The sequence below is a fragment of the Maribacter spongiicola genome (assembly GCF_052119685.1).
Classification (GTDB): domain Bacteria; phylum Bacteroidota; class Bacteroidia; order Flavobacteriales; family Flavobacteriaceae; genus Maribacter; species Maribacter spongiicola_A.
This window is the reverse complement of sequence record NZ_JBGQOO010000003.1, coordinates 181,013-207,948: the sequence shown is the minus strand read 5'-3', so window position 1 is coordinate 207,948 and position 26,936 is coordinate 181,013. Positions and strand designations below refer to the sequence as shown.

Here is a 26,936-nt window from a genome sequence, read left to right as displayed (position 1 = left end):
GAATGAGCGTTACTTAATAAGCTCATAAAGTTTCTCATACACCAAATGACTTTCCCAGCCTCTATATAGAAGATAATCGGCTAATTTTTTTCTCCGCTTTTGAATATTGGTTTCGGAAATTTGCAGTAATCTTTTGTGAGCTAATTCATCTAAAGTTGTCAAGTAAGCTTCAGACTCAATCTCTTTTAATGCAGTGGTGATATTATATTTAGAGATGTTTCTAAATTTTAGTTCTCTAACAATTCTATTTTTACCCCATTTTTTAATATTGAATTTGCCACGAGCAAAACTTTTTGCAAAGCGCTCTTCATTTAAAAATCGGTCTTCAATAAGTTGGGCTATAATAGTATCTACTGCTAATGGGATCATACCCATGTCTTTCAATTTCGAAACCACTTCTTTATGACAACGATCTTGGTATGCACAATAGCTTTCTATTTTTTTTGTGGCTTCTTGAATGGTATAGCCTTTCGTTTTTTGGTTCATGTAGTTCAAAAATAATAAACCAATAGTAGTTTTAAACGTTTATTACATATGCTAATTTATAAAAAATTATAGCCTAGTACTATAGACAGTACTTTGTAATCAGAAGAAATAGCCGCATAGTTACTAAGCAATGCTCTTCTAGGGTTATAGTTTAATTTAATACTAGCATTTTTATGAGCAAAACCTAATCCAAAATTAAAAGAAGTGCGAGGTGCGATTTCAAAATCGCTGCTAGATTCGAAATCTATCTTAGAATCTAAAGCCGTGTCTATTTGAAATGCAGAATTTAAAAATATTTTAGAATCGGAATTAAGAAAAAAGTAATGTCTGACTCCTATAGAGGTTTCGATTGATTTGTAATCTACTGAGACCTTTTGAAATTCTAATTGTTTTTCACCTTCAAATGTTTGATAAATAGGTTGGATAAACAATGACCACTTGTTTTTATTAAAAGGCAAAATAGCTTCAAGCTCGACGCCAAATCTTATACTAGAGTTGTTTTCTAGCTCGAAATTAGTACTTGGATTGAGGTGACTTAAAATTCATAGAGGCAGAATTTAAACCAGCACGTAAACCTAAATTAAATACGTCTTTATTATCCCTTTGAGAAATAGTAGAGCTTACGTAACTAGGGTTTTTACATTGATTGTAAGAAGTAAAAAACGAAAGTAATTCAGACTTTTTGTAATCAGTAGATTTTACATCGTCAAGAGATGAATTCCCGCATTTTAAATCATGCCACAGCTGTTTTTTATATTCAGTATTCTCTCCAATACGATTGTTTTCAGTGAGGTACTTTTTATAAATCAATTGTGTTGTAGAATTGTTGTTTAAGTTGTAGAAGAATCTTACTAGATTACTGTCTTCATAGTAAAATAAATTTGCATCACCTTCAACTAACTGTTCAAGAAATAAGGTCTCTAAGATGAATTCAGCTTCTTTTGTTTTGCTTAGTCTTTTGAGAATCGATTTAGACCTATCTATTTTTATTTCTTTTCTTGCGTACTTTTTTCCGTTTTCAATTGAGAATTCTGCTATATTATAAATTCCTCCTTCTCGTACTTCAGCATTTGAATCAATTTTATATTCAAATTTTGTTGGATTGTTTTTCCAACCGTTGTTCTTTATAAGACAATTTATCTTTTCCCCAGAATTATTAATAATATAGCCTGGTTCAAAAGTAATTTGGGCAAAGGCGTTGAAACTCAAAAAAGTCAATAGAAATACAGATAGATATTTTTTCATCTTCAATTGAAATGGTTAAGATTAGTTAATATGCTTTATTCAATTTTGGCAACAAAAAAAGCGACTCCCTAAGGAAATCGCTTTTTTCATTAATATATTGTTTTGCCGTCTTTGTTTTTAAAACGATACTCAAGATACGTATACGCATCACGCGGCTGAATTTTAATCCATCTTTTGTATTCTAAGAACCATTTTGTTCTCATTGATGGAAAACCTTTTGTTATATAGGCTGCTATAAACGGGTGTATATTTAGTGATATACTGTTGTCTTTTGCAGGTCCTTTAAGGAGTTTTTCAAGGTCCGATGTAATTTTATCTATTAAAACAATAGGTGCTTCCACCTCTTTCCCTGCATTGTTAGGGTCCTCTTCTGTTGTTTTAATATTCATTTCAGGTCGTACCCTTTGTCGGGTAATCTGAATTAAACCAAATTTACTAGGAGGTAGTATTTTGTGCTTGGCACGATCATCTTTCATCTCATCTCTAAGATGTTCAAATAGCCTCTTTCTATGTTGTGGTTTTACCATATCGATAAAATCTACAACTATAATACCGCCCATATCACGAAGACGTAATTGTCTTGCAATCTCTGATGCGGATAAAAGATTTACCTCTAGGGCAGTGTCTTCTTGGTTTTTGGCTTTGTTAGATCTGTTACCACTGTTTACGTCTATTACATGAAGTGCTTCTGTATGCTCTATAATTAAATAGGCGCCTTTGCTCATTGCGGCAGTACGGCCAAAAGACGTTTTTATTTGTCTTTCAATACCAAATTTCTCAAAAATAGGTACGTTGGTGTTATTGTAGTGCTTAACGATGCTCTCTTTTTCAGGAGCAATTTCCGACACATAATCCTTAATTTCATTGTATAAGGTGTCGTCATCTACATGTATTCCAGTAAAACTATCATTGAATACATCTCTTAAAATAGAAGATGCTCTATTGAGTTCTACGAATACTTTTGATGGTGTTTGAGCACGTTGTAATTTTTTACACATTGCTGTCCATTTGTTCAGCAAGTTTTCTAGATCTTTGTCCAGTTCTGCGACTTTTTGTCCTTCTGCGACTGTTCTAATGATAACACCAAAACCTTTAGGTTTAATGCTTCTAACGAGTCTTTTTAACCTGTCTTTTTCTTCCTTGCTCGCAATCTTTTGAGATACGGATACACGGTCAGAAAAAGGAACCATAACCAAGTAGCGTCCGGCAATTGATAGCTCAGAACTAATTCTTGGTCCTTTAGTAGATATAGGTTCTTTTACAATTTGCACCAATAGAGATTGGTTTGCTTTTATGACATCGGTAATAACACCGTTTTTGTCAATATCGGTCTCGATCGGGAAATTTCCTAAAGTGTAATCATTTAGTTTTCCTGAGCTCACTTGTTTTATGAACTTAAGCATAGAAGATAATTGCGGACCAAGGTCATGATAATGCAAGAATGCATCTTTTTCATAACCGACGTTTACAAACGCTGCGTTAAGCCCGGTAACCGGCTTTCTGATTTTGGCGAGAAAAATATCGCCTACAGAAAAATCGTTACTGTTTTCTTCTTTATGCAGTTCAGTGAGTTTTCCATCCTTTAACAAGGCAAAGTCAACAGATTGGGAACTAGATCTTACGATTAATTCTCTATTCACCTGAATATATTTTTAGTCGTTCGGCTATTAAAATAGGGAACGAACTGATTAAACAATACCATAGACAAATACAAAAGTATCTGCCGAAATCCGAATTCTGGATTTCTATGTCAATGAACGTATTTTAAAAAGAAAAAGTAGTTATTAAAACTACTTTTTCTTGTGTCGGTTAGCTCTTCTACGCTTTTTGCGCTTGTGTGTTGCTACCTTATGTCTCTTTCTTTTTTTACCGCTTGGCATAAAGTTCTTTTTTTAAGATTAATTATTTTACGTGTACGTTGCTCTTAACTCCTTCTACAAAAACCTTTGCAGGCTTAAATGCTGGAATGTTGTGAGCGGGTATTTTAATAGTTGTGTTTTTGGAAATATTTCTACCGGTTTTTTCGGCTCTTGTTTTAATGATAAAACTACCAAAACCTCTTAGGTAAACATTATCACCACTTTCTAATGATGTTTTTACCTCTTCCATAAAAGATTCAACAGTTGCCTGTACATCTCCTTTTTCAATTCCCAGTTTATCTGAGATTTTCGATACAATTTCCGCTTTCGTCATCTTTCAATATTAGATTTTCTGTATGTTTTTTCGGGTTGCAAATATATAAATTAAATTCAATCTTTCTTTCTAATGGGTTAATTTTAAGTGTATAAACTGCTACTTTTATCACTTAGCATAGAAGAGCATGTCATTTTCGGGTAAAATTTTAGATTGGTATCATATAAATAAGCGCAGTTTACCATGGCGCGGGAGTACTGATCCATACAAAATTTGGCTCTCAGAAATTATTCTTCAACAGACCCGGGTAGCTCAAGGAACCCCGTATTACTTGAGGTTTATAGAGACTTTCCCTACTGTTGATGACTTAGCTGATGCAAATGAAGAGCAGGTTTTAAAACTTTGGCAAGGGCTCGGGTATTATTCAAGAGCACGAAATTTACATTCAGCAGCAAAAATGGTGGTCGATGAGCACGGTGGCAAATTTCCTGATAGTTATAAGCAACTTTTAACATTAAAAGGCGTAGGTGACTATACGGCGAGTGCTATTTCTTCTATATGTTTTAATGAACCACAGGCTGTTGTTGATGGAAATGTATACCGTGTGCTTGCAAGATATTATGGTATAGACACCCCAATTAATAGCACAGAGGGTATGAAATACTTTAAAGCTTTGGCTGAAAAAGTAATGGACTCATATCATATTCGAGACTACAACCAAGGTATTATGGAGTTTGGTGCTATACAATGCTCACCAAAAAAGCCATTGTGTTTGCACTGCCCGTTAAGCGATAGTTGCGTGGCACTGCAGAAGGGTCTGGTGGATCAGTTGCCTGTAAAATTAAAGAAGACAAAAGTGCGCAATAGATACTTCAATTATCTTATACCTATATATAAGGATGCAGGTGGAAATCAATTTACGCGTTTAAATCAAAGAATAGGAAAAGGTATTTGGCAGAATCTATGGGAGTTTCCGCTAATAGAATCAAAAGATGCCCTTGAAATAGATGATGTTACTATAAGGTATAAAGAGGTATTGGACACTTTGCCGTCAGTTGAAATAATAGAATACAACGAAAATGCTATTGTTCATAAATTATCGCATCAACACCTACATACCAGATTCTGGATTATTTACACCGATAATAAGTTTGAAGGTCAAATATCGGTTGAAAAAATAACCGAATTTCCTGTGCCTGTTTTAATCGCAGATTTTATCAAAGCATTTAAATTTTAGTACTTTTGGTTTTTATATCTTTAAGTTATGAGCGGTACATTAAATAAGGTAATGTTAATTGGGCATTTAGGCGATGAAGTTAAAATGCATTATTTTGAAGGCGGCGGTAGTATTGGCAGGTTTCCGTTAGCTACAAACGAGACATATACCAACAAATCTACTGGTGAACGTGTTACCAATACTGATTGGCATAATATAGTGGTACGAAACAAAGCTGCTGAAGTTTGCGAAAAATATCTTAGTAAAGGCGACAAGGTATATGTAGAGGGTAGGTTAAAAAACCGTCAGTGGCAAGGTGAAGATGGTGTTACTAGATATTCGACCGAAGTACATGTTCAAGAATTCACTTTTTTGACTACCAAAAAAGAAGGAATGCAGAACAATGGTGGTTCGGCTCCGGTAGCTCAAAAGGCGCCTAGTACTGAGAATAAAGCACCAGCTAAAGCTTCTGGACCTGGACCTGCACCTGCACCTACAAGTCAAGAAGATGACGATGATTTACCATTCTAATAAATTTAAATAGCAGCTATTGGACCCAGACCCCTTACCGTTTTTAATGACAACATTAGTTGTAAACGGTGTTTTTGCAATTAATATAGTTGTACTTTTTGTACTACTTCTTTGCTCTGCACTTATTTCTGGTGCCGAAGTGGCAATGTTCGGTCTTTCGCCAACCGAGGTTAAAGAGCTTCAAGACGAAAAATCTGCTAAAAGTGCCATATTACTTAAGCTTTTAGAACGACCTAAAAAATTATTGGCAACCATACTAATAGCAAACAATGCTATAAACATTGGTGTAGTTTTACTGTTCAGTATCATTGGTAACACACTTTTTGAAAATATAAATACCGTATTGTTCGGTGTATTATCAGTTCGTTTTTTGTTAGAAGTCGTGGTCGCAACGTTTCTAATTTTAATGTTCGGTGAAATTTTACCAAAGGTATATGCCAACAGAAATAGAATGAGCTTTGCGCATTTAATGGTGTATCCGTTAAGAGTGTTAGATTTTATTTTTTCGCCATTGAGTTTACCAATGCGTTCGGGTACTTTGTTTTTGTATAACAAACTAGGCAAACAAAAATCGAGCTTAAGTATCGATCAATTGTCACAGGCATTAGATTTAACCTCTCATGGCGATACTACTAAAGAAGAAAAAAAGATTTTAGAAGGTATTGTAACCTTTGGTAATACAGATACCAAACAGGTAATGAGACCTCGTATCGATATTTTTGCGCTGAACGAGCAAATGAAATTCCCTGAAGTTTTAGGTGAGATAAAGAAGAACGGGTATTCCAGAATTCCGGTATTTGGCGAGAATATCGATAGCGTAAAAGGGGTGTTGTATGTAAAGGATCTATTGCCATATTTAGATAGAAAGACCTTTAATTGGATGACACTTATCAGAGAGCCCTATTTTGTTCCTGAGAATAAAAAATTAGATGACCTGTTGGGTGAATTTCAAGAGAAGAAAAATCACTTAGCTATTGTTGTTGATGAGTATGGTGGCACTTCTGGGTTGGTGACCTTAGAAGATATTATTGAAGAAATTGTTGGCGATATCAGCGATGAGTTTGATGATGAAGATTTAATTTTCTCTAAACTCGACGAGTATAACTATGTTTTCGAAGGAAAAACTCCTCTTAAAGATTTTTACCGTGTGATAAAATTAGATGATAACGAAATTTTTGAAAGTAATAAAGGGGAGTCAGAAACACTAGCTGGCTTTGTTCTGGAAAAGGCAGGAAGCTTCCCGAAAAGAGGTGAGAAAATACAGTTCGATTCGTATACTTTCGTAGTTGAGGGTATGGACAAGAAAAGATTGAAACAAATAAAAGTAACCTTGCCACATGAAGTTTAATGCATTGATTATAATTTTAATAGGTTTTGCTTTTATGGTAAGTTGTAAAGAAGAGCCTGTAATTCCTAAACCAAAAGCTAAAATGCGTTTAGAATATCCTCAAGGTAAATTGGCGGACTTAGAAACCGAGAATTTCAGTTTCAAATACAATCAATTGGCAAAGGCTGAGTTAAATGGCGATAAGGCCTATACTATTTCATATCCAGAAATGAAGGGTGCAATTTTTCTAAGTTATAAGAAAATCGATGGTAACTTATCTAAGCTAATAACTGATTCTAAAAGACTTAGTTATGAACATGCGACAAAGGCAGACAATATTGTAGAGCAACCTTATGTAAATCCTGATGAGAAAATTTATGGTGCTTTATTTGAAGTGCAAGGTAATGCCGCTTCACAATCGCAATTTTATGTAACCGATAGCACAGAGCATTTTTTAACCGGTTCCGTTTATTTTTATACGAAACCCAATTATGATTCTATTTTACCTGCAGCGTCATATCTTCAAAATGATATCAGAGGAATCATAGAAACACTTCGGTGGAAAAAATAAAGTCGTATGATGACAAAACAAGACCTTTTAGATTGTCATAAACGAATAACTCCATTTATTCATAACACAGCTGTTTTAACTTCTAGACTAATCGATAAAGAGGTTGGTGCTCAAGTATTTTTTAAGTGCGAGAATTTTCAAAGGGCAGGAGCGTATAAAATGCGCGGTGCTACCAATGCCATTTTACAGTTAAGCGAAGAGCAGAAGAAAAACGGAGTAGTAACACATTCTTCCGGTAATTTTGCACAAGCATTATCTTTAGCAGCACAAAGTGTTGGTGTTATTGCACATATTGTGATGCCAAATACAGCCCCAGAAGTTAAGAAAGTTGGTGTGAAAGAATATCGTGGTAAAATTTACGAATGTGAACCTACAGTAGAGGCGAGGCAAGCATTAGCAGATGAGATTGCCTTGAAAACAGGAGCTACTTTCGTGCACCCATCCAACGATAACAATGTTATATTGGGTCAAGGCACGGCTGCTTTAGAGCTGTTATATAAACAACCCGATTTAGATTTTATATTTTGTCCCATAGGTGGCGGCGGACTCATTGCCGGTTCTGCGTTAGCAGCTAAATATATTGGCGATAACTGTAGCGTTTATGGAGCTGAGCCGTTTGAAGCAGATGATGCTTACCGTTCGTTACAAAGTGGTAAAATAGAAACTAACGAAACCGTAAACACTATTGCCGACGGATTAAAAACAGTTTTGGGCGACAAGAACTTTCCCATTATTAAAGAGCTTGTTAGCGGTATTGTAAGGGTAACTGAAGATGAGATTATAGCCGTGATGAAATTAGTTTGGGAGCGTATGAAAATTATCATAGAACCTTCTAGTGCGGTAACTGTGGCTGCAGTTTTGAAACAATCAAAAGAGCAGCCAGAAGTTTTTCAGAATAAAAAAATTGGTATTATAATATCTGGTGGTAATGTAGACTTATCTAATTTACCTTTTTAGAATATGTAATCTTTACTGCTTACTTAAAATCTCTTCAGCACGCTGAATACTAGAATTGATGTTTTCTTTTACTTGTTGAACTTTCTCTTCTTCTTCTTTTAACCATGCTTTCTTTTCATCAGAAAGTTCTTTGCCGTTCATAATTTCTTCAGAATCGAAACGATCACCAAAACCTTGCATCCAGTCCATCATAGATTTATTGGCTTCTTGTAAATCTTTCATTGCTTTTGCTTCAACCGATTCAACCCCAAGAGAATCTGCCATTGGTTTTAATTGCCCAACTAGTTTTCCTATAGTTCCCATTTTTGGCATTACCTCATCATGAATGCTCATTACGTTCTCCATTTTAGAAGGCTCTTCAGCTTTCTTGGTTTCTTTGCAAGAAGTGAACGTAATTAATGTAGCTATGGCAAGTGTATAAAGTATATTTTTCATATTAGTCGTTCTTAGGAGTAATAGCTGTAATAGTTTTGACAGATGTAATGGTGTAATTGTAATCTTTGACTTTAGTATCGGTAATTATGGCCTTTACCTCTTCAATAGTTATAATTGTTGGGTCAAAAGAGATAAGGCCGCTTTTATTTTCAAAACTGATTTCTGAAGAAACGACTCCTTCGCTATCCATTAAATTTGAAGAAATCTGATCGGCACAACCTTCTTGGCAAGCCATACCTTCTATAGTAACTAGTATGGTACTACTGTCATTAGTTAAAATTTCAGCAGGTAAAGCCTCACCTTCCTGTGCTAAACAATTATTTATTACTAAAGTAAACATAGCTATAAAAAGGACTACTGTTTTTGATTTCATAATGATAGATTTAACAAATACAATTAATAAATGTATTTGGTTATAGTGTAAAGATACCAATTATGTAAAATGGTTTTAGATATCAATTGTAAAAATATCGGAATAGGGATTGGTTTATTTAGAAAAAACCCCACTTTTGCTGTAAAATTATACAATTGAAGAATATAGACCAGAAGTGGCTTTACCTAGTAATTCTATCACTTATATGGGGTTCGTCTTTTATATTAATAAAAAGATCTCTAGTTGGGTATATGCCATTGCAAGTTGGTGGTTTAAGAATTGTATTTGCATCGGTATTATTATTCATTCTTGGGTTTAAATCTTTAAAGACACTTTCAAAAACCGATTGGAAATGGGTTGCTATAGCAGGCTTATGTAGTTCGTTTTTTCCTCCTTTTTTCTTTGCCTTGGCACAAATGGAAATTAGTAGTGGTATTACCTCTATTTTAAATTCCGTAGCACCATTATTTACCACATTGGTTGGTATAGCGCTTTTCGGACTTTCACTAAAGGGAAGGCAAGTTTTAGGGGTGTTAATAGGTCTTTTTGGTACTATAGTGCTTATTGCTGCAGGTATGGAGAATAATGTGAACCAGAACTATTGGTATTCTTTATTTATTATTATTGCTGCATTAGGGTATGCCTTTAATATCAACATCATTAAGAAATATTTATCTCATTTAACGCCGTTAGCAGTTACGACCGCTAGTTTCGGAGTCGCTTTTTTGCCAGCATTAATTATATTGATTTATACGGGAGTATTTCAGCAGTTTTCTGGTAATAGTGCAATGCACCAAGCTGTTTGGTACATTATGGCTTTAGCTTTTTTAGGTACGGCCTTGGCGAACATCCTATTTAATAAATTAATAAAATTATCGAGTCCCGTATTTGCAGCATCGGTAACGTATTTGATTCCTCTTGTTGCAGTGTTATGGGGTTTTTTAGATGGCGAGAATATCAGTATTTTACAGCTATTGGGCGGACTCATTATCTTATTTGGGGTATGGCTCGTAAATAGGAAAAAAGTGATTGTTCTGCAAAAATAATTCGGCGTACTGTAACAAACTTGACTTAGGGTTGTCTTTGTATAGAACTAATCGAAAAAACGAAAATCATGAAAAAAATCATATTTACGCTACTCGCAGTAACCTTTGTTGTAGGTAGTTTACAGGCTCAAGAAAAAACATTCAACGTAAAATCTTTCGATAAACTAATTGTTAGTCCGCATATAGAATTAAATCTTGTTGAGGGCGAAGAAGAAAGTGTTGTTATTGATAATGCAAAAATATCGTTAGATAAAATAAATGTAGAAGTAGAAGGTAGAACGCTACGGTTGTATTTAGATGGTGCTAAGGTTGTAACGAAATCTGAGCGTGTTTCAAATGATCAATGGCGCGGTAGTAAATCACTTTATAACGGCACAATGGCTTCTATTACCGTAACGTATAGAAAACTCGAAAATTTATCGATACGTGGGGAAGAAATTGTTAGATGTAAAAATCTCTTTAATGCTGATGATTTTAAAATGTCCTTATATGGTGCGGCCAAAGTATATTTTGATTCGGTTTCTATAGACGAATTAACCGTGGCAATTTATGGTAGTAGCTATTTAGAAATTGGTGAAGGTACTGTGGCGCGCCAAGTATTTAGAGCCTATGGCGAAAGCGAAGTAAATACAGAAGGTATGGTAGCAGAAGAAACTAAGATTACTGCGTATGGCGAAAGTAATTTTAGAGTGAATGTAAAAGAGCGATTAAAAGTTACCTGCTATGGCGAAACAAATATTAATTACACTGGTAACCCAGAAGTGGATAAAGGATTAATTTTCGGAGAAGCAACTATTAGAAAAATAGGGTAAAAACTTAACCTAGAAATTGAAAAACAAAAAACCCGCTAATTAGCGGGTTTTTCTATTTGTAATGCATTGTTATTATTCAAAATCAGCAGGCGATACACCGTCATTTACTTTGATTTCTGAAACTATGAATTCAAAAGATTGTGGACCAACAGTCTGCATTATTTTATAAGGGAACAATATACCAGCGACCTCTTTGTAATCTTCAAAATTAGAAGTGCTTGCAATTTGTTGACCTTGCATTTCAGTTACGGTCACCTCTTGTAATTTAAGTCCGGTTTCAACATCGTAGAAAGCAGATTTGTTTTCACCCACCTTAAGTTTATAGGCATTTTTATCACCAACCATTTCCATACCTTCTAAAGCAATGGTGTCGTCGGTCAATAATTGAAGTTCAGAAAAAGGGGCAGATTCTTTTTTAATGGCTTCAAATTCCTTTTCTTCAAGATCCTTGCGTTGACCCTGCATAACCATGTAGCCAGAATCTCCGTTTAAAACTTGTTTGCTAACAGAATTACCCATCATTTGTAAGTCTTGCATTAATTGATCGCTAGATGTTTTTTTGATGTTAAGGTCTAGCTTCATTCCTTGCATTTCTGCTGCTGCCACCATTGCTATGGTATTTACACTCTCTAGTTTCGATTTTCCGCCAATAGCCTCAATATATTTTTCAAGTATTGATTGTGCAGATACGTCGGTTGGTAATGCGGCATTGTAATCGGGCGTTTCAACTCTGTCGGCAGTTTTAGAATAGGCAAGAACAGGAACTTTCTTTCCTTTAAACTCCACATTTTCTAGGTTGGACAAAATATCACTTCCTTTACCAACTACAATTACTCGAGCATTGTCAACATTGAAATACTTTTTAGCAGCTGTTTTTACTTCCTCTTTGCTAACCTTGTCTAGTTTCTCTAAAAACGTTTTGTAGAAATTTTTAGGTAAATTTTCTTTCTCAACGTTTAAGGCATACCTAGCAATTGTTTCTGGATCTTCTAAAGCCATTATAAAGCTACCGGCATATAATGCCTTGGTAGTTTTTAACTCTTCATCTTTTACTGGTTGTGTATTTATTAAGTCGATCTCTTTTAATAATTGTACGACCGAGCTATCTGTAACCGTATTTCTTACTTCAGCAGAAGCGGCAAATCTAGAAGGACCGTATTTATCATTTCCAAGAGATGAATATGCGCCATAAGTATATCCTTTATCTTCTCTAAGGTTCAGGTTTATTCTACTGTCAGAGCCGCCACCCAATATTTGGTTCGCTAATAATGCCGCAATGAAATCGGTATCACTCATTTTTAGGTTAACAATATTCTGCACGGTAATTTCTGACTGTACGGCATTTGGCATATCTACAAAGTTGATTTGCGTATTCGGTACATTTTTAGGTTGAGAATATGACAAACTTGGTGGTACGGCCTTGGTCCAAGAAGTAAAATAAGTTTCTGTTAAAGTCTTTACCTCTTCAAAATTTACATCACCAATAACGATTAAATATGCATTTGCAGGCACAAAGTATTCGCGATAATATTCTTCAACATCACCAAGGGTTACATTGTGTACGGTTTCTTCAGTAGTAAATTCTCCGTATGGATGTTTTTTACCGTATGCCAAGGCTCTTTGAACTCTGCTAGAAATTGAAGAAACTACTTTCTCTTCAGATTTTAGTCCGGTTATAAGTTTATCCTTTTCCTTGTCAAATTCCTCTTGGGTAAAATTCGGATTTATAGCAGCATCGGCCATAAGCTCGATCATTCTCGGAAAATATTTAGAAAGCGATTGCGCATAGGCGCGACTAGACGTAAAATAAAGTCTAGCTCCTAAAAAATCGATTTCTTCATTAAAGGCCTCTTTCGATATGTTTTTAGAACCTAGCCCTAAAAGACTACCGGTTAAACTAGCCGTGCCAGCTTTATCACCTTCTAAAACGGGCGGGTTGTCAATAGATAATTGAACAGAAACTCTTGGTAATTTATGATTTTCAACTACTAAAACTTTTAAACCGTTGTTAAGGTTAAAAGTTTGCGGTACACCAAGGTTAATTTCTGGTGCAGGACCAGGTGTAGGCATAACCGTTCTGTCTACCTGCGCTTGTAAAGCTATACAAGAGAATAATGTTAAGAATAATATATATGTATTTTTCATAGTCGTAATTAGTTTGCGGTATTTTGTTCAGGTAAATATTCTAAAACCAATCTTTGATTTGGTTTTAAATACTTGTTGGCAACTTCTTTGATCTCTTCTCTGGTGATAGATCTGTAAACTTCTATCTCTTTATTTATTAAAGAAGTGTCGCCGTAGAGCATGTAATATTCTGCAAGTGAATTTGCAATACCCTCAACGCTTGAGTTACTGTTTACGAATTGGTTTTCAAATTTATTCTGTAGTTTTTGGTAGTCATTCTCAGAAATAAGATCAGTTCTTAATTTCGCAACTTCATCTTCTATAGAATTATTTAAAGCAGGTAGACCAGTTTCACCAACCGGAAGTGCAAAAATGATATACATACCATAATCTTCTAAAGTAACGGGTATAGCCCCAATCTGTAAAGCCTGTTTTTCATCGTCTACCATTCTCTTAAAAAGCTTAGAAGATGGTCCGTCGGTCAAATATGTCGAAATCATTTCTAATACTTGACTTTCTCTATTCTTAAGTCCAGGAGTTCTATAAGCGATCATAGAAGCCGGAATTTGAATATTTGAATCGTATGCTTTCGCATTAATTTCAGTTTCAATAGGCGTTTCTGAAGGAAAACTTCTAGAAGTCTTAGTCCCTTTGGGAATGTCATTGAAGTAATCTGAAATCAGTTTTTTTGCATTCACTTTTTCGAAATCGCCGGCAATGACCAATACTGCATTGTTTGGTACATAGTATTTCTTCTGAAAAGCAATAAATTCATCTAAAGTAGCAGCATCTAAATCTGCCATCTTTCCAATTACGGTTTCTTTATACGGATGATTTTTAAAAAGATTCTTCTTGATGTTTTCGATAAACTTACCATAAGGTGAATTATCTACACGAAGCCTTTTTTCTTCCTTTACCACTTCATTTTGAGTATCAACTCCCTTTTGATTAATAACAGGATGTAACATTCTCTCAGATTCTAACCAAAGTCCTAATTCTAAGTTATTAGAAGGGAAAACTTCGTAATAATACGTTCTGTCTTCATCTGTGGTAGCATTACCAGAACCACCGTTAGATGATACGATATTGTCCCACTGGCCTTTTTCAATATTCTCGGTACCTTCAAAAAGAAGGTGTTCAAAAAAGTGGGCAAATCCAGTACGGTTTGGGTCTTCATCTTTAGAACCAACGTGATAGAGCACTGAAATGGAAATTATGGGGGCAGAGTTGTCTTGGTGTAGAATAACATGAAGGTCGTTGTCTAAGTTGTACTCTTCAAAAGCGACCTCTTGAGAAAGTCCGGCAAAACCATAAAGGCAAATAGCCGAAACCAGTAGTAATTTCATTTTCATTTAAACTGTTTTAGGTTAGTGAATTTTAATGTTCTGTTTTGTTAGTGTATAATTTTACAAAAATGTTACATAAAAAAATAATTATTTGTAGGAGCAATCTTCAATATAAGTATTCTTTAACAGATTAAATTGAATTAATAGTTGTTTATTGTTTATCTTAAAACTCTAAACAAAAAAAATATCTCAATTATGAATAACTATGCCCTACCTATTAGATTTGGTGTCGCGGCCAGTGGCTCTTTAATCGCCTATTTTTTAATATTGTCATTACTTCAGCTACATGTAAATGTATTCTACAGTCTTTTTAATGCTGTAATTACCGGTTTTGCTATTTATGAATCCATTAAATATTACAAGTTAGAAAAGGGGTCTACCTTTACCTATACTGGCGGGTTTATGGCCGGTCTAATAACCGGTGGCGTTGCAACTTTAATTTTTACTTTCTTTTTTGCGTTATATTCAACAGAGCTTCAGCCAGGCTTTTTAGAGGAATTATCGACTAAATGGGCCAGCACTTATCGTAGTTTTGAAGCGATTGTTTTTTTAGTGGTAGCCATAATGGGTTTTACGACAAGTTTGGTATTAACGCTCTCATTTATGCAACTATTTAAGACTTCGAACACTAGAAGCATTAAGAGAGTATAAAAATCATAAAAAACACTTGTAAATTCACGATTAAGAATTATATTTGCACCCGCCTATGGAAAAAATCCATCAGGTTTAATCATTACATTTAACAATATGTACGCAATTGTAGAGATGGCAGGGCAGCAATTTAAAGTTGCAAAAGACCAGAAAGTGTACGTTCACCGTTTACAGGTAGAAGAAGGTAAAAAAGTCACTTTTGACAATGTACTTCTTTTGTCTGATGGATCGAACGTTACTGTCGGCGCCCCGGCTATAGACGGAGCCGCAGTAGAGGCTAAAGTCGTTAAGCACCTTAGAGGTGACAAAGTAATCGTTTTTCACAAGAAAAGACGTAAGGGTTACAGAAAGAAAAATGGACATCGTCAGTCTCTTACAGAGATTGTAATCGAGTCGATTATTTCTAAAGGAGCTAAAAAAGCAGAAACTAAGAAAGCTGAACCAAAAGCTAAAAAAGAAGAAGCTAAAGCAGCACCAGTTGAAGCTAAGCCAAAAGCTAAAAAAGCTACAGGTAAAGCTGATGATTTAAAGAAAGTTGAAGGTATCGGACCAAAAATCGCTGAGACTTTAAACAATGCAGGTATTTCTACTTTTGCTGAATTAGCAAAAACAGACGCAGCTAAAATTTCTGAAATTATTGCTGACGTTCGTGGAAATCACGTAACTGACACTTGGCCAAAGCAAGCACAATTAGCTGCTGATGGTAAATGGGACGAGTTACAAAAATGGCAAGACGAATTAGATGGTGGTGTAGCTAAATAAGCTAAATCATTAAGTATAATAATATTTAAAACCTTAGACAATGGCACATAAGAAAGGTGTAGGTAGTTCGAAAAACGGTAGAGAATCAGAATCAAAACGATTAGGAGTTAAGATTTTTGGTGGTCAAGCTGCAATCGCTGGTAACATTTTAGTTAGACAGAGAGGAACAAGACACAATCCTGGTGAAAATGTTTACGCAGGAAAAGATCATACGTTACACGCACGTGTTGATGGTATGGTAAAGTTTACTAAAAAAGCTGGTGGAAAATCATTTGTTTCCATTGAGCCTTTTGAAGCATAAGCTTTATATGAATTTTTAAAAAACCCTCTTCAGCAATGAAGAGGGTTTTTTTGTTAGCAATGGGTTAACTTAATGTAAATATCTATTAAAATTCAAGAAATCTTAAAATAGCCTTAAAATTAAGGCAACACTATTTCAACTCGTTTCTAATTTCTTTGTGATCCAATAACAACCACATAGAAAATGAAAAAACCAGTATTATTCTTCTTGCTCTTGCTCTTACCTTTTATTTTAGTTGCCCAATCTGGTAACATTCAGGGCGTCGTAACCGATGAAAACGGATTGTATTTACCCGGGGCAAATGCCATTATCCCTTCATTGTCAAAAGGTTCAATTACAGACTTTGATGGAAAATTCACAATAGTAGATGTACCTGAAGGCACTTATTCTATAAAAGTATCTTATCTAGGATATGCAGATTTATCACAAGAAGTTACCGTAGTTGCTCACCAAACCGTTAGTATTAGGTTATCTGTAGAACAGAAAAGTGTGGAACTTGAAGGTGTTGAGGTATCTGCTTACGGGTTAAATGGTCAATCAAAAGCTTTGAATACCCAAAAGACCAATTTGAATATAACCAATGTAGTTTCTACTGATCAAATAGGTAAATTTCCTGATGCCAATATAGGTGATGCGGTAAAAAGGATTCCTGGTATAACCATGCAAATGGATCAAGGTGAGGCAAGAAATGTTATAGTTAGAGGTTTATCACCTCAATTAAATTCCGTGACATTAAATGGTAGCAGAATACCATCCGCTGAAGGCGATAACAGAAATGTTCAGATGGATTTGATACCTGCTGATATGATTCAATCTATAGAAGTAAGTAAAGCGGTTACACCAGATATGGATGCAGATGCATTGGGTGGTTCTGTAAACTTGATAACAAGAACATCTCCGCAAGGTTTTAGACTTTCTGCAACATTGGGGTCGGGTATTAATTTCATTACAGATAAACCCATTTTAAATGGCTCGGTTCTTTTAGGTGACCGTAGTAAAAATGATAAGTTTGGTTGGATGATTTCAGTCTCTGGTAATGATAACGATTTTGGTTCTGATAATGTAGAGGCAGAGTGGACAGATGAGTTCGAATATAATACTGGAATTGAAGATGGCGATGGAGAACCAATTTTAGAAGAAGTAGATGTTGATCCTTATGTAAATGTATATGAGCAACGAGAATATTTGGTACAGAGGATAAGACGTAGTTTTTCAACAAATTTGGATTATAAATTCGACGCTAATAATACTGTGTTTTTAAAAACAATGTATAATTGGAGAGATGATCGTGAAAACAGATTTCGTTTAGAGCATGAGATTTTAGATGCAGAAGATATTGAAGAAAGCGACTTTATTATAACCGACGGTGTACCTACAAGATTCCCTGTAGAAGTCAAAAGACAATCTAAAGGTGGTATTGATAGTGGTAGAAATAAAAATCGCCGCTTGGAAGATCAACGAATGCAAAATTACAGCTTAGGTGGTAATCATCTTTGGGGTAGTTTAAAAGTAGATTGGATGACTTCTTTTGCTAAAGCATCTGAAGAGCGTTTAAATGAGCGTTATGCAGAGTTTGAATCTGAATATAGTATTAATAATGATATATTAAATTCTAGGTATCCAAGATATTCGGTAGTAAATACGGCAGATGCTGCTTTAGAAAATTTCGAGTATAGTGAGGTTACTGAAGAGAATCAGTATACAGAAGAAGAAGATTTAAACGTATTTGTAAATTTTGAAATTCCAGCAGATATTTTTAGTCAAGGTGAAGGCAGCCTAAAATTTGGTGCAAGAGGTAGATTTAAATCCAAATTAAGGGATAATAATTTTTATGAATTTGATTTAGAAGATGATTTTCCAACCTTGGCAGCAGTACCAGTAAAAGATTATAGTGACCCAGATTATCTGGCAGGGAGTCAGTATCAAATAGGTTCATTTGCGAGTGAGGCTTGGCTAGGTGCTTTAGATTTGAATATTGCAGATGGCGAGTTAATTGTAGATGAGTTTGCGCCTAGTAACTTTAACGTAAATGAAGATGTGCTTGCTGGTTATGTTATGCTAAATCAGAAGCTATCTGAAAAATTTAGTGTTTTGGTTGGGGTGAGATTAGAGAATACGCAGTTAGAATCTAAGGGTAATAGAGTTATTTATATAGAGGAAGATGAAGATGCAGGTATAGATGAGGCTGTACTGGTAGAAGAAGTAATTGGCGAAAATTCATATACAAATGTGTTACCTGGTGTGCATTTAAAATATGATGTATCTACAAATACCATATTAAGGTTTGCATGGACCAATACTTTGGCAAGACCTAATTATCAAGATCTTATTCCACGGGCTGAAGTAATTAATGAAGACAAAGAATTGGTTATAGGTAATGCAGATTTGAACCCAACTACATCTATGAATTTTGACCTTATGGCAGAGCATTATTTTGAAAGTGTAGGTTTAATTTCTGGAGGTTTGTTCTATAAGAATATAGATGAGTTCATTTATACATTTATATATGAAGCACCAGATGATAATTTAGGTGCAGGAACAGAAGGTTATGATGTTTTTCAACCTTTGAATGGCGATAGCGCTACAATTTTTGGGATGGAATTTGCTTTTCAGCGTCAGTTAGATTTTCTACCAGGTTTTGCTAGAAACTTTAGTCTTTATTTGAATTACACTTACTTATCATCTTCTGCCGATGGTATACGAAATGAAGATGGCGATGAGCGTAGCGATTTAGATTTGCCAAATACGGCTCCCAATATGTTTAATGGGTCTTTAGGTTATGCAGATAAAAAATTCAGTGCAAGATTATCTGCAAATTTTTCTGATAGTTATATTGATGAAATCGGCGGCAACGATTTTGAAGATAGGTATTACGATACCCAAATGTTTTTAGATTTTAATGCTACGTTTCAGGTAAGCAAAAATCTTAGTGTGTATGCAGATTTAAATAATATTACCAATCAGCCATTGCGGTATTTTCAAGGAGTTAAAGAGCGTACACAGCAAATCGAATTTTATGGACAACGTTTTAGCTTAGGCTTAAAATACGACCTGTTTAAAAAATAATCCAGTACCCACTTTAAATATTAAAAATGAAAAATATATCATATTTACTAGTGCTTACAATTGTTATGGTTTCTTGCAGACATAGTAGGTTGCCAAAAATTACACCTGATGTTATCACAGAATTTACGTTGAACGATACCGATGACCCTGCCATTTGGGTTAACCCTAAAAATCCTGCTGAGAGTATTGTTTTTGGAACCGATAAAAAAACTAATGGTGCTATCTATGCTTTTGATTTGAACGGAAAAATTATTCAGGATAAAACTATTAGAGATATTCAACGTCCAAACAATGTAGATATTGAATATGGCTTTCAGCTGAACGATTCTACGGTAACCGATATTTTGGTTTTTACAGAGCGTGAGAAACAGCAAATAAGAATGTTTTCTGTACCTGATATGAAGCCTTTAGACGGTGGTGGTTTTAAGGTATTTGAAGATGAGGAATTAGAAGAGAATAGATTGCCTATGGGGATAAGCTTATTTAAGTCACCCAAGGATGCAACTGTATATGCTATTGTAGGTAGAAAAACTGGTCCTGCAGATGGTTATCTGTATCAGTATGCTCTTATTGCTGATAGTCTTGGTGTATCCTCCAATTATTTTCGAAAATTCGGTAAGTTTAGCGGAGTCAAAGAAATTGAGGCAATTGCTGTAGATGATGAAAATGGTTTTGTTTATTTCTCTGATGAAGGTGTGTGCATTAAAAAATACCATGCAGAACCAAGTATGGGTAATGAAGAGATTTCTTGTTTTGGGGGTGAATATTTTGATGAAGATATAGAAGGTATTGCTATTGCATCTTACACAGATGGACATGGTTATTTAATTGTATCTAACCAGCAGAAGGGCGAGTTCAACATTTTTGATAGGGAAACCAATACCTATATTACTACTGTGAATCTTTCTACCACCGAAACTGATGGTTGTGAGGCAGTAACTGTGCCGTTAAATGATACATTCAAAAATGGACTTTTCGTCGCTATGAACGACGAAAAGAACTTTTACTTTTATGACTTGAAGAGGTTGGGGTTACAATAATTTCTCCCCAATCTCAAACCAAGTATTTACACGTTCAAACCCTTCAGTGTTTACATTGTGTGGCGAGGTAAATTGTAGGCTTCTGCCATCAAAATTTTCTAGATTAAAACTTCTGTCGTCTATAAGTATATCTCCTTTGAGAATGTGTTTGTGACCGCAAAGAATTCTATTTTGCCAAGGTAAAAAAGGAAAGTGCTCATCTAACCATTCGCTTTTTTCTTCTAAAGAGTTAGGGAATTGCATGGCGGCCGATGCGATATAGACTTCATGTTTGTCCGCAAGCTTAGATAATATTTCTTGACTACCTGCAATGGGTTTTAGATTTCTGAAGAACCCTCTTCTTGTAGCGTGCTTACGAACACTTTCTTGGTGCGATTCTGGAACCATGCGCCATACCTCGGTACCCGAACATAAATCTTTTGTTAGTTCTCCGTTAAATTCAGCGTTGTAAAGTTCTATATGGGCGCCATAGGTATCAGCAATAACCTCGTCCATGTCAACGAAAAGTATCATATTATTTTAATTTAAATAGTAGAAAGTGATGGTTCTAAAACCAAGTTTTCAGTGGAAAATTAAAACTAAGAATTTTGAAGCAAAATGACGGACTGCTTAACAATCATTTAGAACAATGAGCAGCTAAAATCATCTATAGAGTTAACAATAAAATGTAAAAGAGAAAATATAAGAAGTATTGAGTTGTATTTTGCTGAACTAATTCTAAACAAATCATATCATGAAAAAATCAATTATCTGTGTTGCAATGGCAAGTACATTATTATTCTCTAGTTGCTTAGGGTCTTTTAGTGCCTTCAATAATTTAAAAGACTGGAATCAAGGGTTGTCTGACAGTAAATTTGTAAATAATTTGGTGTTTTGGGGCTTAAATATAATTCCGGTATATGGTTTATTCTTTTTAGGAGACACCATTATCTTCAACGTAATAGAATTTTGGGGAGGTTCTAACCCAATTGCGATGGAAGAAGGGGAATCAGAAACCCAGATGGTAGAAAGAGATGGTAATACCTTTGAGATGACCGCTACTAAGAACAGAATGCAAGTAACCGTAGTTGATGGACCTAAAAAAGGAAAGAAAATTGATTTAGTTTATAAGCCAAGTGAAAAATCTTGGAATGCTGTAAGACCAAATGGTGAGATAATAAAATTATCTTCTTTTGAAGAAGGATTTTATATCGTATACATGCCAAACGGAGAAGAGGTTAAAATTAATCCGTTAAGCTCTAAAGAAGAAGGTTTGGCTCAAATTAAAGAGCAAACAGATTGTTATTATCTAGAAGGTATGTTGGCAGAAAACAACTAATCTGAAGAACATATAAAATTAAAAAAGGTCCTGATATTCATCAGGACCTTTTTAGTTTCTAAAACCAATGTTCTAGTATCTGTAGTACTCAGGCTTGAAAGGACCATCAACGGTAACACCGATATAATCTGCTTGGTCTTTTTTCAATTCCGTAAGTTCGGCTCCTAAACGAGATAAGTGAAGTTTTGCAACCTTCTCATCTAAATGCTTAGGTAACATATAAACATCATTTTCGTAATTGGCACTGTTTTTCCAAAGCTCTATTTGAGCTAGTGTTTGGTTGGTAAATGAGTTACTCATAACAAAACTAGGGTGCCCAGTTGCACAACCTAAGTTTACCAATCTACCTTCTGCCAAAATAATTAAGTCCTTACCGTTAATAGTGTACTTATCAACCTGTGGCTTTATTTCATCTTTTGTATTTCCGTGGTTCTTGTTCAACCATGCCATGTCAATCTCATTGTCAAAATGACCAATGTTACAAACGATAGCTTTGTCCTTTAGGGCTTCAAAATGCTCAGCTCTAATAATATCTTTATTTCCGGTTGTAGTAATTACAATATCAGCATTACCAATAACCGTTTCTAGTTTTTTAACCTCAAATCCGTCCATACAAGCTTGTAATGCACAAATAGGGTCAATTTCAGTAACGGTAACAATAGAGCCAGCACCTTTAAAAGAAGCTGCGGTACCTTTACCCACATCACCGTAACCAGCAACAACAACTTTTTTACCTGCAAGCATAGTATCTGTAGCCCTACGAATAGCATCTACAGCACTCTCACGACAACCATATTTATTATCGAATTTCGATTTAGTAACCGAGTCATTTACGTTAATAGCGGGCATCGGTAAAGTTCCTTTCTTTACACGCTCGTATAAACGGTGAACCCCCGTTGTAGTTTCTTCAGAAAGACCTTTAATACCTGCAGCCATTTCTGGGTATTTATCTAAAACCATATTAGTAAGATCACCACCATCATCTAAAATCATGTTCAATGGTTTTCTGTCTTCACCAAAGAATAAGGTTTGCTCGATACACCAATCGAATTCTTCTTCGTTCATACCTTTCCAAGCATAAACAGGTACACCTGCTGCTGCAATAGCTGCTGCCGCTTGATCTTGGGTAGAAAATATGTTACATGAGCTCCAAGTAACATCTGCGCCAAGAGCGGTCAATGTTTCAATAAGTACAGCGGTTTGTATGGTCATGTGAAGACAACCTGCAATACGAGCACCTTTTAACGGTTGCTCATTTTTATACTCATCTCTTAGTGCCATTAAACCTGGCATTTCAGCTTCTGCTAGTTCGATTTCTTTTCTTCCCCAACCAGCAAGGGATATATCCTTAACCTTATAAGGCACATACGGAATAGTTTTCGTGCTCATATCTTTATTATTTTATACTTTCGTTAATCTGTGTACAGCAATTTTTAATTCGTGCAAAGGTACGAATAACACTAAGAATCTCATGCCGCTTTACAAAACTATAACAGTAAATGAAGAAACCTCTCTAGCTATTTGGAAGGTTGAAGAGACAGAAGAAAACCTGTGGAAAGAGATCGTTCTTACGCCTTATTGCCAAAATAGGTTTAACGGAATGAAATCTGAACTCCACCGCAAGGCTTTCTTAAGTATAAGACATTTATTGCGGGAGTATAATTATACCGATGCCGATTTGATGTATGATGAAAACGGAAAACCCCATTTAAAAGATGGTAAGTTAATATCGATTACCCATTCACATAATTTTACGGCTATTATTGTAAGTTCAGCCGAACATGTGGGTATCGATATCGAAATGCAACGCGATAAAATTTTACGAATAGCACATAAATTTACCCCTTTTGAAGAGTATAGAACACTGGCAAATACTGCGGCAGTGGTTAGAAAATTAACCATTGTATGGGGGGCTAAAGAATCGCTTTATAAAATATATGGTCATAGAGGGGTAAGTTTTTTACATCACATTAATGTTCAAGATTTTAGATTCGATGACCATAAAACAACGGCACAAATTATTTTCGAAGGAAATTTATCTAACTATAAGATTAGATTTTTAGAATTTGAAGAATTCACCTGCGTTTATGCTACCAGAGATAAAGAATAGAATAAATAATAGATAGCGTATTTTATATGGATATATCAGTAGAATTGACCTTTTCACCATTGCAAGATGATTTTGAGCAACACATTATAAATTTCATAAAAAAACTGCGCGAATGTGGTTTGACCGTGCTTGAGAATCCGTTGAGCACGCAGGTTTATGGTACTTATGATGAAGTAATGAAAGTGTTGAATACCGAAATTAAAACGGCATTCGAGCTGATGGACCGCGGACTTTTATTCATGAAAATAGTTAAATCTGATCGAAGCGACTATGAGCCCCATTTTTGATTATCTCTTTGGTCAATATGCCGATTATGACGCTTTAGATATTATGCTTGAGATTGTAGCAGTCATTTTCGGACTATTATCGGTATGGTTTTCAAAACAGAACAAGATTCTAGTATACCCTACAGGGTTGGTAAGTACTTCGATATTTGTCTATCTTTTATTAAAGTGGGGTCTATTGGGCGATATGATGATCAATGCCTACTACTTTATAATGAGTTTATATGGTTGGTATATATGGACAAGAAAAGTAGATGCAGATCATTACACACCGATAACAAGAGTAACCAAAAAAGAAAATATCACCTCAATTTTCATTTTTATAGGTACTATCATTTTTGTTTTTATCGTGTATCAAGTTTTTGATAAATGGAATAGTTGGACGGCTTATGTTGATACCATAACAACAGCTATATTTTTTGTGGGTATGTGGCTGATGGCCAAGAGGAAAGTAGAAAATTGGATATATTGGATCATTGGAGATCTAATATCTATCCCCTTATACTTTTATAAAGGATTTACGTTTACTAGTATTCAATATCTCATTTTTACAATATTGGCCGTTTACGGTTATAATGCATGGAAGAAAAATACAAGCAAGAACCTTCAGATGTCATAAAAGTGGTTCTTTTCGGTCCAGAATCTACGGGCAAAACAACGTTGTCAGAACAATTGGCTAGGCATTACCATACCGTTTGGGTGCCAGAATATGCCAGAGACTATCTACAAGACAAATGGAATAACGAACGTAAAACCTGCGAACCGCATGACTTGTTACCTATTGCCGAAGGGCAAATGAAATTAGAAAACAAGCTGGCAAAAAAGGCGACCGATATTCTTATTTGCGATACCGACCTGTTGGAAACCAAAGTGTATTCAGAAGCATATTATATAGGTGATTGCGATCCTGTGCTAGAAAAGTATGCCTTGGAGAATACCTATGATCTTTATCTATTAACTTATATTGACATACCGTGGGAGGCAGATGACTTAAGAGATAAGCCAAATGAAAGGGAAGAAATGTTCAATTATTTTAAAGATACTTTAGAAAAATACGGCAAAAATTTTATTACCTTGAAGGGGAACAAAAAACAACGTTTAGAAAAAGCCATTAACCATATAGATACCTTATTACATAAATGATTGAACTTACAGATAAAGACCTAAAGCAATTGGAGAAAAAGGGAATTTCAAAAGAAAATATGTTGAGTCATATCAACACATTTAAAGAAGGCATCCCTTTCGTGAAACTAGAGAACGCAGCCGTAATCGGTAATGGTATTTTAAAATTCTCTGATGCCGAAGAGAAAGAACTTATTTCATTTTATGATTCAAAATTGAAAGAGCTTGATATTTTAAAATTTGTACCGGCTTCTGGTGCAGCTTCTAGAATGTTCAAAGCTTTATTTAGTTTTTTAGATGCATATAACCCTGCTGAAGAAACATTGGATGCTTATTTATCAAGAACCAATGATACCGATATTAAGAAGTTCTCTGAAGGATTAGAACGGTTTCCATTTTACCAAAAGGTAATGGATAGATTAAGTTTGAAATCTAATGCTCAAGGTCAAAAGGTGTTTAGTTTTGTGACTGAGCTACTAGGCGAGAATGCACTTAATTATGGTTTTTATCCTAAGGGGTTATTACCATTTCATAATTATAAATCGTCTGTAGCTACACCATTTGAAGAGCATTTAAAAGAAGGTGCGTTATATGCAGGTTCTAATGGGAAGGCAAAACTTCATTTTACGATTTCTGAGCAGCATGAAGAAATGTTCGATAAAGAATTTAGTGAATCAGGACCAAAAGTTTCTGCTGATACCGGTGTTACTTATGACGTAGATTATTCATTTCAAAAATCGTCTACCGATACTTTAGCGGTAGATATGAATAATAATCCTTTTAGAAATGAAGACGGCTCTGTGTTATTTAGACCAGGTGGGCATGGTGCATTAATTCAAAATTTAAACGAACAAGACGCTGACATAATTTTCATAAAGAATATTGATAACGTTGCCGTAATGAAAGATGCAAAGGCAGTTGCCGACAGCAAAAAGGTTTTGGCGGGTGTTCTGTTAAAAGAGCAAGAAAAAGCATTTGAATATGCCGCTTTACTTGATAAGGGCGATGTAGAGGATGTAGAAATAGAGGAAATCAGAAATTTCTTGGGTACCAACTTAAATGTTCGGTTCTCAAATGACTTCGATTCAAAATCGAATACCGATAAAATCGCTATATTAAAAGATAAGGTTAATAGACCAATACGGATCTGCGGTATGGTTAAGAACGAAGGTGAGCCAGGTGGTGGTCCGTTTTGGGTAACCAATGGTAAAGGTGAAGTTTCTTTACAGATTATAGAATCTGCTCAAATAGATATGGATGACGCGCAACAAGCAGATCTTCTTAAGAATTCTACCCACTTTAATCCGGTAGATTTGGTTTGTGCTGTTCGTAATTATAAGGGTGAGAAATATGACCTATTAAAGTTCGTAGATGAAAAACAAGGTTTTATAACAGGTAAAACAAAAGATGGTAAAGAACTAAAAGCATTAGAGCTTCCGGGATTATGGAATGGAGCTATGGCATTTTGGAATACCATTTTTGTAGAAGTACCATTGGTAACCTTTAATCCTGTAAAAAGTGTGGTGGATCTTTTAAAAGATTCGCATCAGGCTTAAATTGCAACCTATATTATAGTATAAAAAGTGTGTAGTTTCTACACACTTTTTTTATTTACACACAGTTTTACACAACTTCATATTTAGCATCATGTATTATAAAAAGCTGTAATACAGTATTTTA

General features: G+C 35.0%; 29 protein-coding genes. 18 read left to right on the top strand and 11 right to left on the bottom strand.

From position 1 onward, the window contains the following. Positions 1–9 precede the first annotated feature (9 nt). From ACEN2N_RS07320 to ACEN2N_RS07300, 5 genes are all read right to left on the bottom strand, one after another. Positions 10–486 carry a regulatory protein RecX gene (locus ACEN2N_RS07320; RefSeq protein WP_441823712.1) on the bottom strand — a complete coding sequence of 159 codons (477 nt, stop codon included), beginning with the start codon at positions 484–486 and terminating at the stop codon, positions 10–12. 56 nt (positions 487–542) lie between these two features. Continuing rightward, positions 543–917 carry a hypothetical protein gene (locus ACEN2N_RS07315; protein ID WP_441823711.1) on the bottom strand — a complete coding sequence of 125 codons (375 nt, stop codon included), beginning with the start codon at positions 915–917 and terminating at the stop codon, positions 543–545. An 82-nt stretch (positions 918–999) separates the two neighbouring features. Then, on the bottom strand, positions 1,000–1,731 hold the full coding sequence (locus ACEN2N_RS07310) for a hypothetical protein (RefSeq protein WP_441823710.1): 732 nt from the start codon (positions 1,729–1,731) through the stop codon (positions 1,000–1,002). Positions 1,732–1,820: 89 nt separating this feature from the next. Further along, complete coding sequence (locus ACEN2N_RS07305) at positions 1,821–3,371, bottom strand: Rne/Rng family ribonuclease (RefSeq protein ID WP_441823709.1); 1,551 nt, start codon at positions 3,369–3,371, stop codon at positions 1,821–1,823. A gap of 262 nt (positions 3,372–3,633) precedes the next feature. Then, positions 3,634–3,924 (bottom strand): HU family DNA-binding protein, encoded by a 291-nt coding sequence (locus ACEN2N_RS07300; RefSeq protein ID WP_027065813.1) that lies wholly within the window; start codon positions 3,922–3,924, stop codon positions 3,634–3,636. Between the two features lie 127 nt (positions 3,925–4,051). Here ACEN2N_RS07300 and mutY point away from each other — a divergent pair, with 127 nt between their 5' ends. Genes mutY through ACEN2N_RS07275 form a run of 5 tightly spaced genes read left to right on the top strand, consistent with a single transcriptional unit; the run spans position 4,052 to position 8,466 of the window. Then, positions 4,052–5,101 carry an A/G-specific adenine glycosylase gene (gene mutY, locus ACEN2N_RS07295; RefSeq protein ID WP_441823708.1) on the top strand — a complete coding sequence of 350 codons (1,050 nt, stop codon included), beginning with the start codon at positions 4,052–4,054 and terminating at the stop codon, positions 5,099–5,101. Between the two features lie 27 nt (positions 5,102–5,128). Then, positions 5,129–5,611, top strand: coding sequence for a single-stranded DNA-binding protein (locus ACEN2N_RS07290; RefSeq protein WP_441823707.1), 483 nt, complete (start codon positions 5,129–5,131; stop codon positions 5,609–5,611). Positions 5,612–5,630: 19 nt separating this feature from the next. Further along, on the top strand, positions 5,631–6,959 hold the full coding sequence (locus ACEN2N_RS07285) for a gliding motility-associated protein GldE (RefSeq protein WP_441823706.1): 1,329 nt from the start codon (positions 5,631–5,633) through the stop codon (positions 6,957–6,959). After that, a complete protein-coding gene (gene gldD, locus ACEN2N_RS07280) occupies positions 6,949–7,509 on the top strand; it encodes a gliding motility lipoprotein GldD (RefSeq protein WP_441823705.1) in 561 nt (186 codons plus the stop codon). The genes ACEN2N_RS07285 and gldD overlap by 11 nt, the downstream gene beginning before the upstream one ends. 9 nt (positions 7,510–7,518) lie before the next feature. Beyond that, positions 7,519–8,466 carry a pyridoxal-phosphate dependent enzyme gene (locus ACEN2N_RS07275; protein ID WP_441823848.1) on the top strand — a complete coding sequence of 316 codons (948 nt, stop codon included), beginning with the start codon at positions 7,519–7,521 and terminating at the stop codon, positions 8,464–8,466. 12 nt (positions 8,467–8,478) lie between these two features. On the opposite strand, the gene ACEN2N_RS07270 is transcribed toward ACEN2N_RS07275, so the two are convergent. Together ACEN2N_RS07270 and ACEN2N_RS07265 are read right to left on the bottom strand one after the other, a co-directional pair. Further along, positions 8,479–8,901, bottom strand: coding sequence for a hypothetical protein (locus tag ACEN2N_RS07270; protein WP_441823704.1), 423 nt, complete (start codon positions 8,899–8,901; stop codon positions 8,479–8,481). Between the two features lies 1 nt (position 8,902). Next, positions 8,903–9,274 (bottom strand): heavy-metal-associated domain-containing protein, encoded by a 372-nt coding sequence (locus tag ACEN2N_RS07265; protein ID WP_424003178.1) that lies wholly within the window; start codon positions 9,272–9,274, stop codon positions 8,903–8,905. Between the two features lie 155 nt (positions 9,275–9,429). Here ACEN2N_RS07265 and ACEN2N_RS07260 point away from each other — a divergent pair, with 155 nt between their 5' ends. Both ACEN2N_RS07260 and ACEN2N_RS07255 read left to right on the top strand, forming a co-directional pair. Next, entirely contained in the window at positions 9,430–10,320 is an 891-nt protein-coding gene (locus ACEN2N_RS07260; RefSeq protein WP_441823703.1) for a DMT family transporter, read from the top strand. A gap of 68 nt (positions 10,321–10,388) precedes the next feature. Beyond that, on the top strand, positions 10,389–11,132 hold the full coding sequence (locus tag ACEN2N_RS07255; protein WP_441823702.1) for a head GIN domain-containing protein: 744 nt from the start codon (positions 10,389–10,391) through the stop codon (positions 11,130–11,132). Between the two features lie 72 nt (positions 11,133–11,204). Here ACEN2N_RS07255 and ACEN2N_RS07250 read toward each other — a convergent pair whose 3' ends face one another. Together ACEN2N_RS07250 and ACEN2N_RS07245 are read right to left on the bottom strand one after the other, a co-directional pair. Next, positions 11,205–13,277, bottom strand: coding sequence for an insulinase family protein (locus ACEN2N_RS07250; RefSeq protein WP_441823701.1), 2,073 nt, complete (start codon positions 13,275–13,277; stop codon positions 11,205–11,207). An 8-nt stretch (positions 13,278–13,285) separates the two neighbouring features. Further along, entirely contained in the window at positions 13,286–14,608 is a 1,323-nt protein-coding gene (locus ACEN2N_RS07245) for a M16 family metallopeptidase (RefSeq protein WP_441823700.1), read from the bottom strand. Positions 14,609–14,797: 189 nt separating this feature from the next. Here ACEN2N_RS07245 and ACEN2N_RS07240 point away from each other — a divergent pair, with 189 nt between their 5' ends. From ACEN2N_RS07240 to ACEN2N_RS07220, 5 genes are all read left to right on the top strand, one after another. Continuing rightward, positions 14,798–15,253 carry a DUF4199 domain-containing protein gene (locus ACEN2N_RS07240; protein WP_441823699.1) on the top strand — a complete coding sequence of 152 codons (456 nt, stop codon included), beginning with the start codon at positions 14,798–14,800 and terminating at the stop codon, positions 15,251–15,253. A gap of 96 nt (positions 15,254–15,349) precedes the next feature. Further along, the gene (gene rplU, locus ACEN2N_RS07235; RefSeq protein WP_441823698.1) at positions 15,350–16,015 is read left to right on the top strand and encodes a 50S ribosomal protein L21; all 666 of its coding nucleotides are present in this window, start codon (positions 15,350–15,352) and stop codon (positions 16,013–16,015) included. 40 nt (positions 16,016–16,055) lie between these two features. After that, the gene (gene rpmA, locus ACEN2N_RS07230) at positions 16,056–16,316 is read left to right on the top strand and encodes a 50S ribosomal protein L27 (protein WP_339836436.1); all 261 of its coding nucleotides are present in this window, start codon (positions 16,056–16,058) and stop codon (positions 16,314–16,316) included. Positions 16,317–16,499: 183 nt separating this feature from the next. Further along, on the top strand, positions 16,500–19,382 hold the full coding sequence (locus ACEN2N_RS07225) for a TonB-dependent receptor (protein WP_441823697.1): 2,883 nt from the start codon (positions 16,500–16,502) through the stop codon (positions 19,380–19,382). A 26-nt stretch (positions 19,383–19,408) separates the two neighbouring features. Next, positions 19,409–20,422: a phytase gene (locus ACEN2N_RS07220; protein WP_441823696.1), complete on the top strand. Its 1,014-nt coding sequence runs from the start codon at positions 19,409–19,411 to the stop codon at positions 20,420–20,422. On the opposite strand, the gene ACEN2N_RS07215 is transcribed toward ACEN2N_RS07220, so the two are convergent. Next, positions 20,414–20,935: a 5' nucleotidase, NT5C type gene (locus ACEN2N_RS07215; protein WP_441823695.1), complete on the bottom strand. Its 522-nt coding sequence runs from the start codon at positions 20,933–20,935 to the stop codon at positions 20,414–20,416. The genes ACEN2N_RS07220 and ACEN2N_RS07215 overlap by 9 nt on opposite strands. A 220-nt stretch (positions 20,936–21,155) precedes the next feature. Between ACEN2N_RS07215 and ACEN2N_RS07210 the strand changes: the two genes are divergently transcribed. Then, complete coding sequence (locus ACEN2N_RS07210) at positions 21,156–21,740, top strand: DUF3332 domain-containing protein (RefSeq protein WP_424003158.1); 585 nt, start codon at positions 21,156–21,158, stop codon at positions 21,738–21,740. A 72-nt stretch (positions 21,741–21,812) separates the two neighbouring features. Here the strand turns inward: ACEN2N_RS07210 and ahcY are convergent, their stop codons facing one another. Then, positions 21,813–23,129: an adenosylhomocysteinase gene (gene ahcY / locus ACEN2N_RS07205; RefSeq protein WP_424003156.1), complete on the bottom strand. Its 1,317-nt coding sequence runs from the start codon at positions 23,127–23,129 to the stop codon at positions 21,813–21,815. 82 nt (positions 23,130–23,211) lie between these two features. Between ahcY and ACEN2N_RS07200 the strand changes: the two genes are divergently transcribed. The 5 genes from ACEN2N_RS07200 to ACEN2N_RS07180 are packed head-to-tail and all read left to right on the top strand — an operon-like array spanning position 23,212 to position 26,812. Continuing rightward, the gene (locus ACEN2N_RS07200; protein WP_441823694.1) at positions 23,212–23,850 is read left to right on the top strand and encodes a 4'-phosphopantetheinyl transferase family protein; all 639 of its coding nucleotides are present in this window, start codon (positions 23,212–23,214) and stop codon (positions 23,848–23,850) included. Positions 23,851–23,876: 26 nt separating this feature from the next. Beyond that, positions 23,877–24,137, top strand: coding sequence for a thiamine-binding protein (locus ACEN2N_RS07195; protein ID WP_441823693.1), 261 nt, complete (start codon positions 23,877–23,879; stop codon positions 24,135–24,137). Then, a complete protein-coding gene (gene pnuC, locus ACEN2N_RS07190) occupies positions 24,121–24,753 on the top strand; it encodes a nicotinamide riboside transporter PnuC (protein ID WP_441823692.1) in 633 nt (210 codons plus the stop codon). The genes ACEN2N_RS07195 and pnuC overlap by 17 nt, the downstream gene beginning before the upstream one ends. Continuing rightward, a complete protein-coding gene (locus ACEN2N_RS07185) occupies positions 24,714–25,277 on the top strand; it encodes an AAA family ATPase (RefSeq protein ID WP_441823691.1) in 564 nt (187 codons plus the stop codon). The genes pnuC and ACEN2N_RS07185 overlap by 40 nt, the downstream gene beginning before the upstream one ends. Next, positions 25,274–26,812, top strand: a complete 1,539-nt coding sequence (locus ACEN2N_RS07180; RefSeq protein WP_441823690.1) for a DUF4301 family protein — start codon at positions 25,274–25,276, stop codon at positions 26,810–26,812. Before ACEN2N_RS07185 ends, ACEN2N_RS07180 begins: the two co-directional genes overlap by 4 nt. The last annotated feature ends 124 nt before the right edge of the window (positions 26,813–26,936 follow it).

What these genes read in the sequence shown, in the direction of transcription:
- ahcY (WP_424003156.1), bottom strand. Translation starts at nt 23,129, where the DNA reads ATGAGCACGAAAACTATTCCGTATGTGCCTTATAAGGTTAAGGATATA.
- rpmA (WP_339836436.1), top strand. Translation starts at nt 16,056, where the DNA reads ATGGCACATAAGAAAGGTGTAGGTAGTTCGAAAAACGGTAGAGAATCA.
- ACEN2N_RS07290 (WP_441823707.1), top strand. Translation starts at nt 5,129, where the DNA reads ATGAGCGGTACATTAAATAAGGTAATGTTAATTGGGCATTTAGGCGAT.
- ACEN2N_RS07215 (WP_441823695.1), bottom strand. Translation starts at nt 20,935, where the DNA reads ATGATACTTTTCGTTGACATGGACGAGGTTATTGCTGATACCTATGGC.
- ACEN2N_RS07195 (WP_441823693.1), top strand. Translation starts at nt 23,877, where the DNA reads ATGGATATATCAGTAGAATTGACCTTTTCACCATTGCAAGATGATTTT.
- ACEN2N_RS07225 (WP_441823697.1), top strand. Translation starts at nt 16,500, where the DNA reads ATGAAAAAACCAGTATTATTCTTCTTGCTCTTGCTCTTACCTTTTATT.
- ACEN2N_RS07220 (WP_441823696.1), top strand. Translation starts at nt 19,409, where the DNA reads ATGAAAAATATATCATATTTACTAGTGCTTACAATTGTTATGGTTTCT.
- mutY (WP_441823708.1), top strand. Translation starts at nt 4,052, where the DNA reads ATGTCATTTTCGGGTAAAATTTTAGATTGGTATCATATAAATAAGCGC.
- pnuC (WP_441823692.1), top strand. Translation starts at nt 24,121, where the DNA reads ATGAGCCCCATTTTTGATTATCTCTTTGGTCAATATGCCGATTATGAC.
- gldD (WP_441823705.1), top strand. Translation starts at nt 6,949, where the DNA reads ATGAAGTTTAATGCATTGATTATAATTTTAATAGGTTTTGCTTTTATG.
- ACEN2N_RS07265 (WP_424003178.1), bottom strand. Translation starts at nt 9,274, where the DNA reads ATGAAATCAAAAACAGTAGTCCTTTTTATAGCTATGTTTACTTTAGTA.
- ACEN2N_RS07310 (WP_441823710.1), bottom strand. Translation starts at nt 1,731, where the DNA reads ATGAAAAAATATCTATCTGTATTTCTATTGACTTTTTTGAGTTTCAAC.
- ACEN2N_RS07275 (WP_441823848.1), top strand. Translation starts at nt 7,519, where the DNA reads ATGACAAAACAAGACCTTTTAGATTGTCATAAACGAATAACTCCATTT.
- ACEN2N_RS07240 (WP_441823699.1), top strand. Translation starts at nt 14,798, where the DNA reads ATGAATAACTATGCCCTACCTATTAGATTTGGTGTCGCGGCCAGTGGC.
- ACEN2N_RS07300 (WP_027065813.1), bottom strand. Translation starts at nt 3,924, where the DNA reads ATGACGAAAGCGGAAATTGTATCGAAAATCTCAGATAAACTGGGAATT.
- ACEN2N_RS07180 (WP_441823690.1), top strand. Translation starts at nt 25,274, where the DNA reads ATGATTGAACTTACAGATAAAGACCTAAAGCAATTGGAGAAAAAGGGA.
- rplU (WP_441823698.1), top strand. Translation starts at nt 15,350, where the DNA reads ATGTACGCAATTGTAGAGATGGCAGGGCAGCAATTTAAAGTTGCAAAA.
- ACEN2N_RS07210 (WP_424003158.1), top strand. Translation starts at nt 21,156, where the DNA reads ATGAAAAAATCAATTATCTGTGTTGCAATGGCAAGTACATTATTATTC.
- ACEN2N_RS07200 (WP_441823694.1), top strand. Translation starts at nt 23,212, where the DNA reads ATGCCGCTTTACAAAACTATAACAGTAAATGAAGAAACCTCTCTAGCT.
- ACEN2N_RS07320 (WP_441823712.1), bottom strand. Translation starts at nt 486, where the DNA reads ATGAACCAAAAAACGAAAGGCTATACCATTCAAGAAGCCACAAAAAAA.
- ACEN2N_RS07255 (WP_441823702.1), top strand. Translation starts at nt 10,389, where the DNA reads ATGAAAAAAATCATATTTACGCTACTCGCAGTAACCTTTGTTGTAGGT.
- ACEN2N_RS07250 (WP_441823701.1), bottom strand. Translation starts at nt 13,277, where the DNA reads ATGAAAAATACATATATATTATTCTTAACATTATTCTCTTGTATAGCT.
- ACEN2N_RS07270 (WP_441823704.1), bottom strand. Translation starts at nt 8,901, where the DNA reads ATGAAAAATATACTTTATACACTTGCCATAGCTACATTAATTACGTTC.
- ACEN2N_RS07185 (WP_441823691.1), top strand. Translation starts at nt 24,714, where the DNA reads ATGGAAGAAAAATACAAGCAAGAACCTTCAGATGTCATAAAAGTGGTT.
- ACEN2N_RS07245 (WP_441823700.1), bottom strand. Translation starts at nt 14,608, where the DNA reads ATGAAAATGAAATTACTACTGGTTTCGGCTATTTGCCTTTATGGTTTT.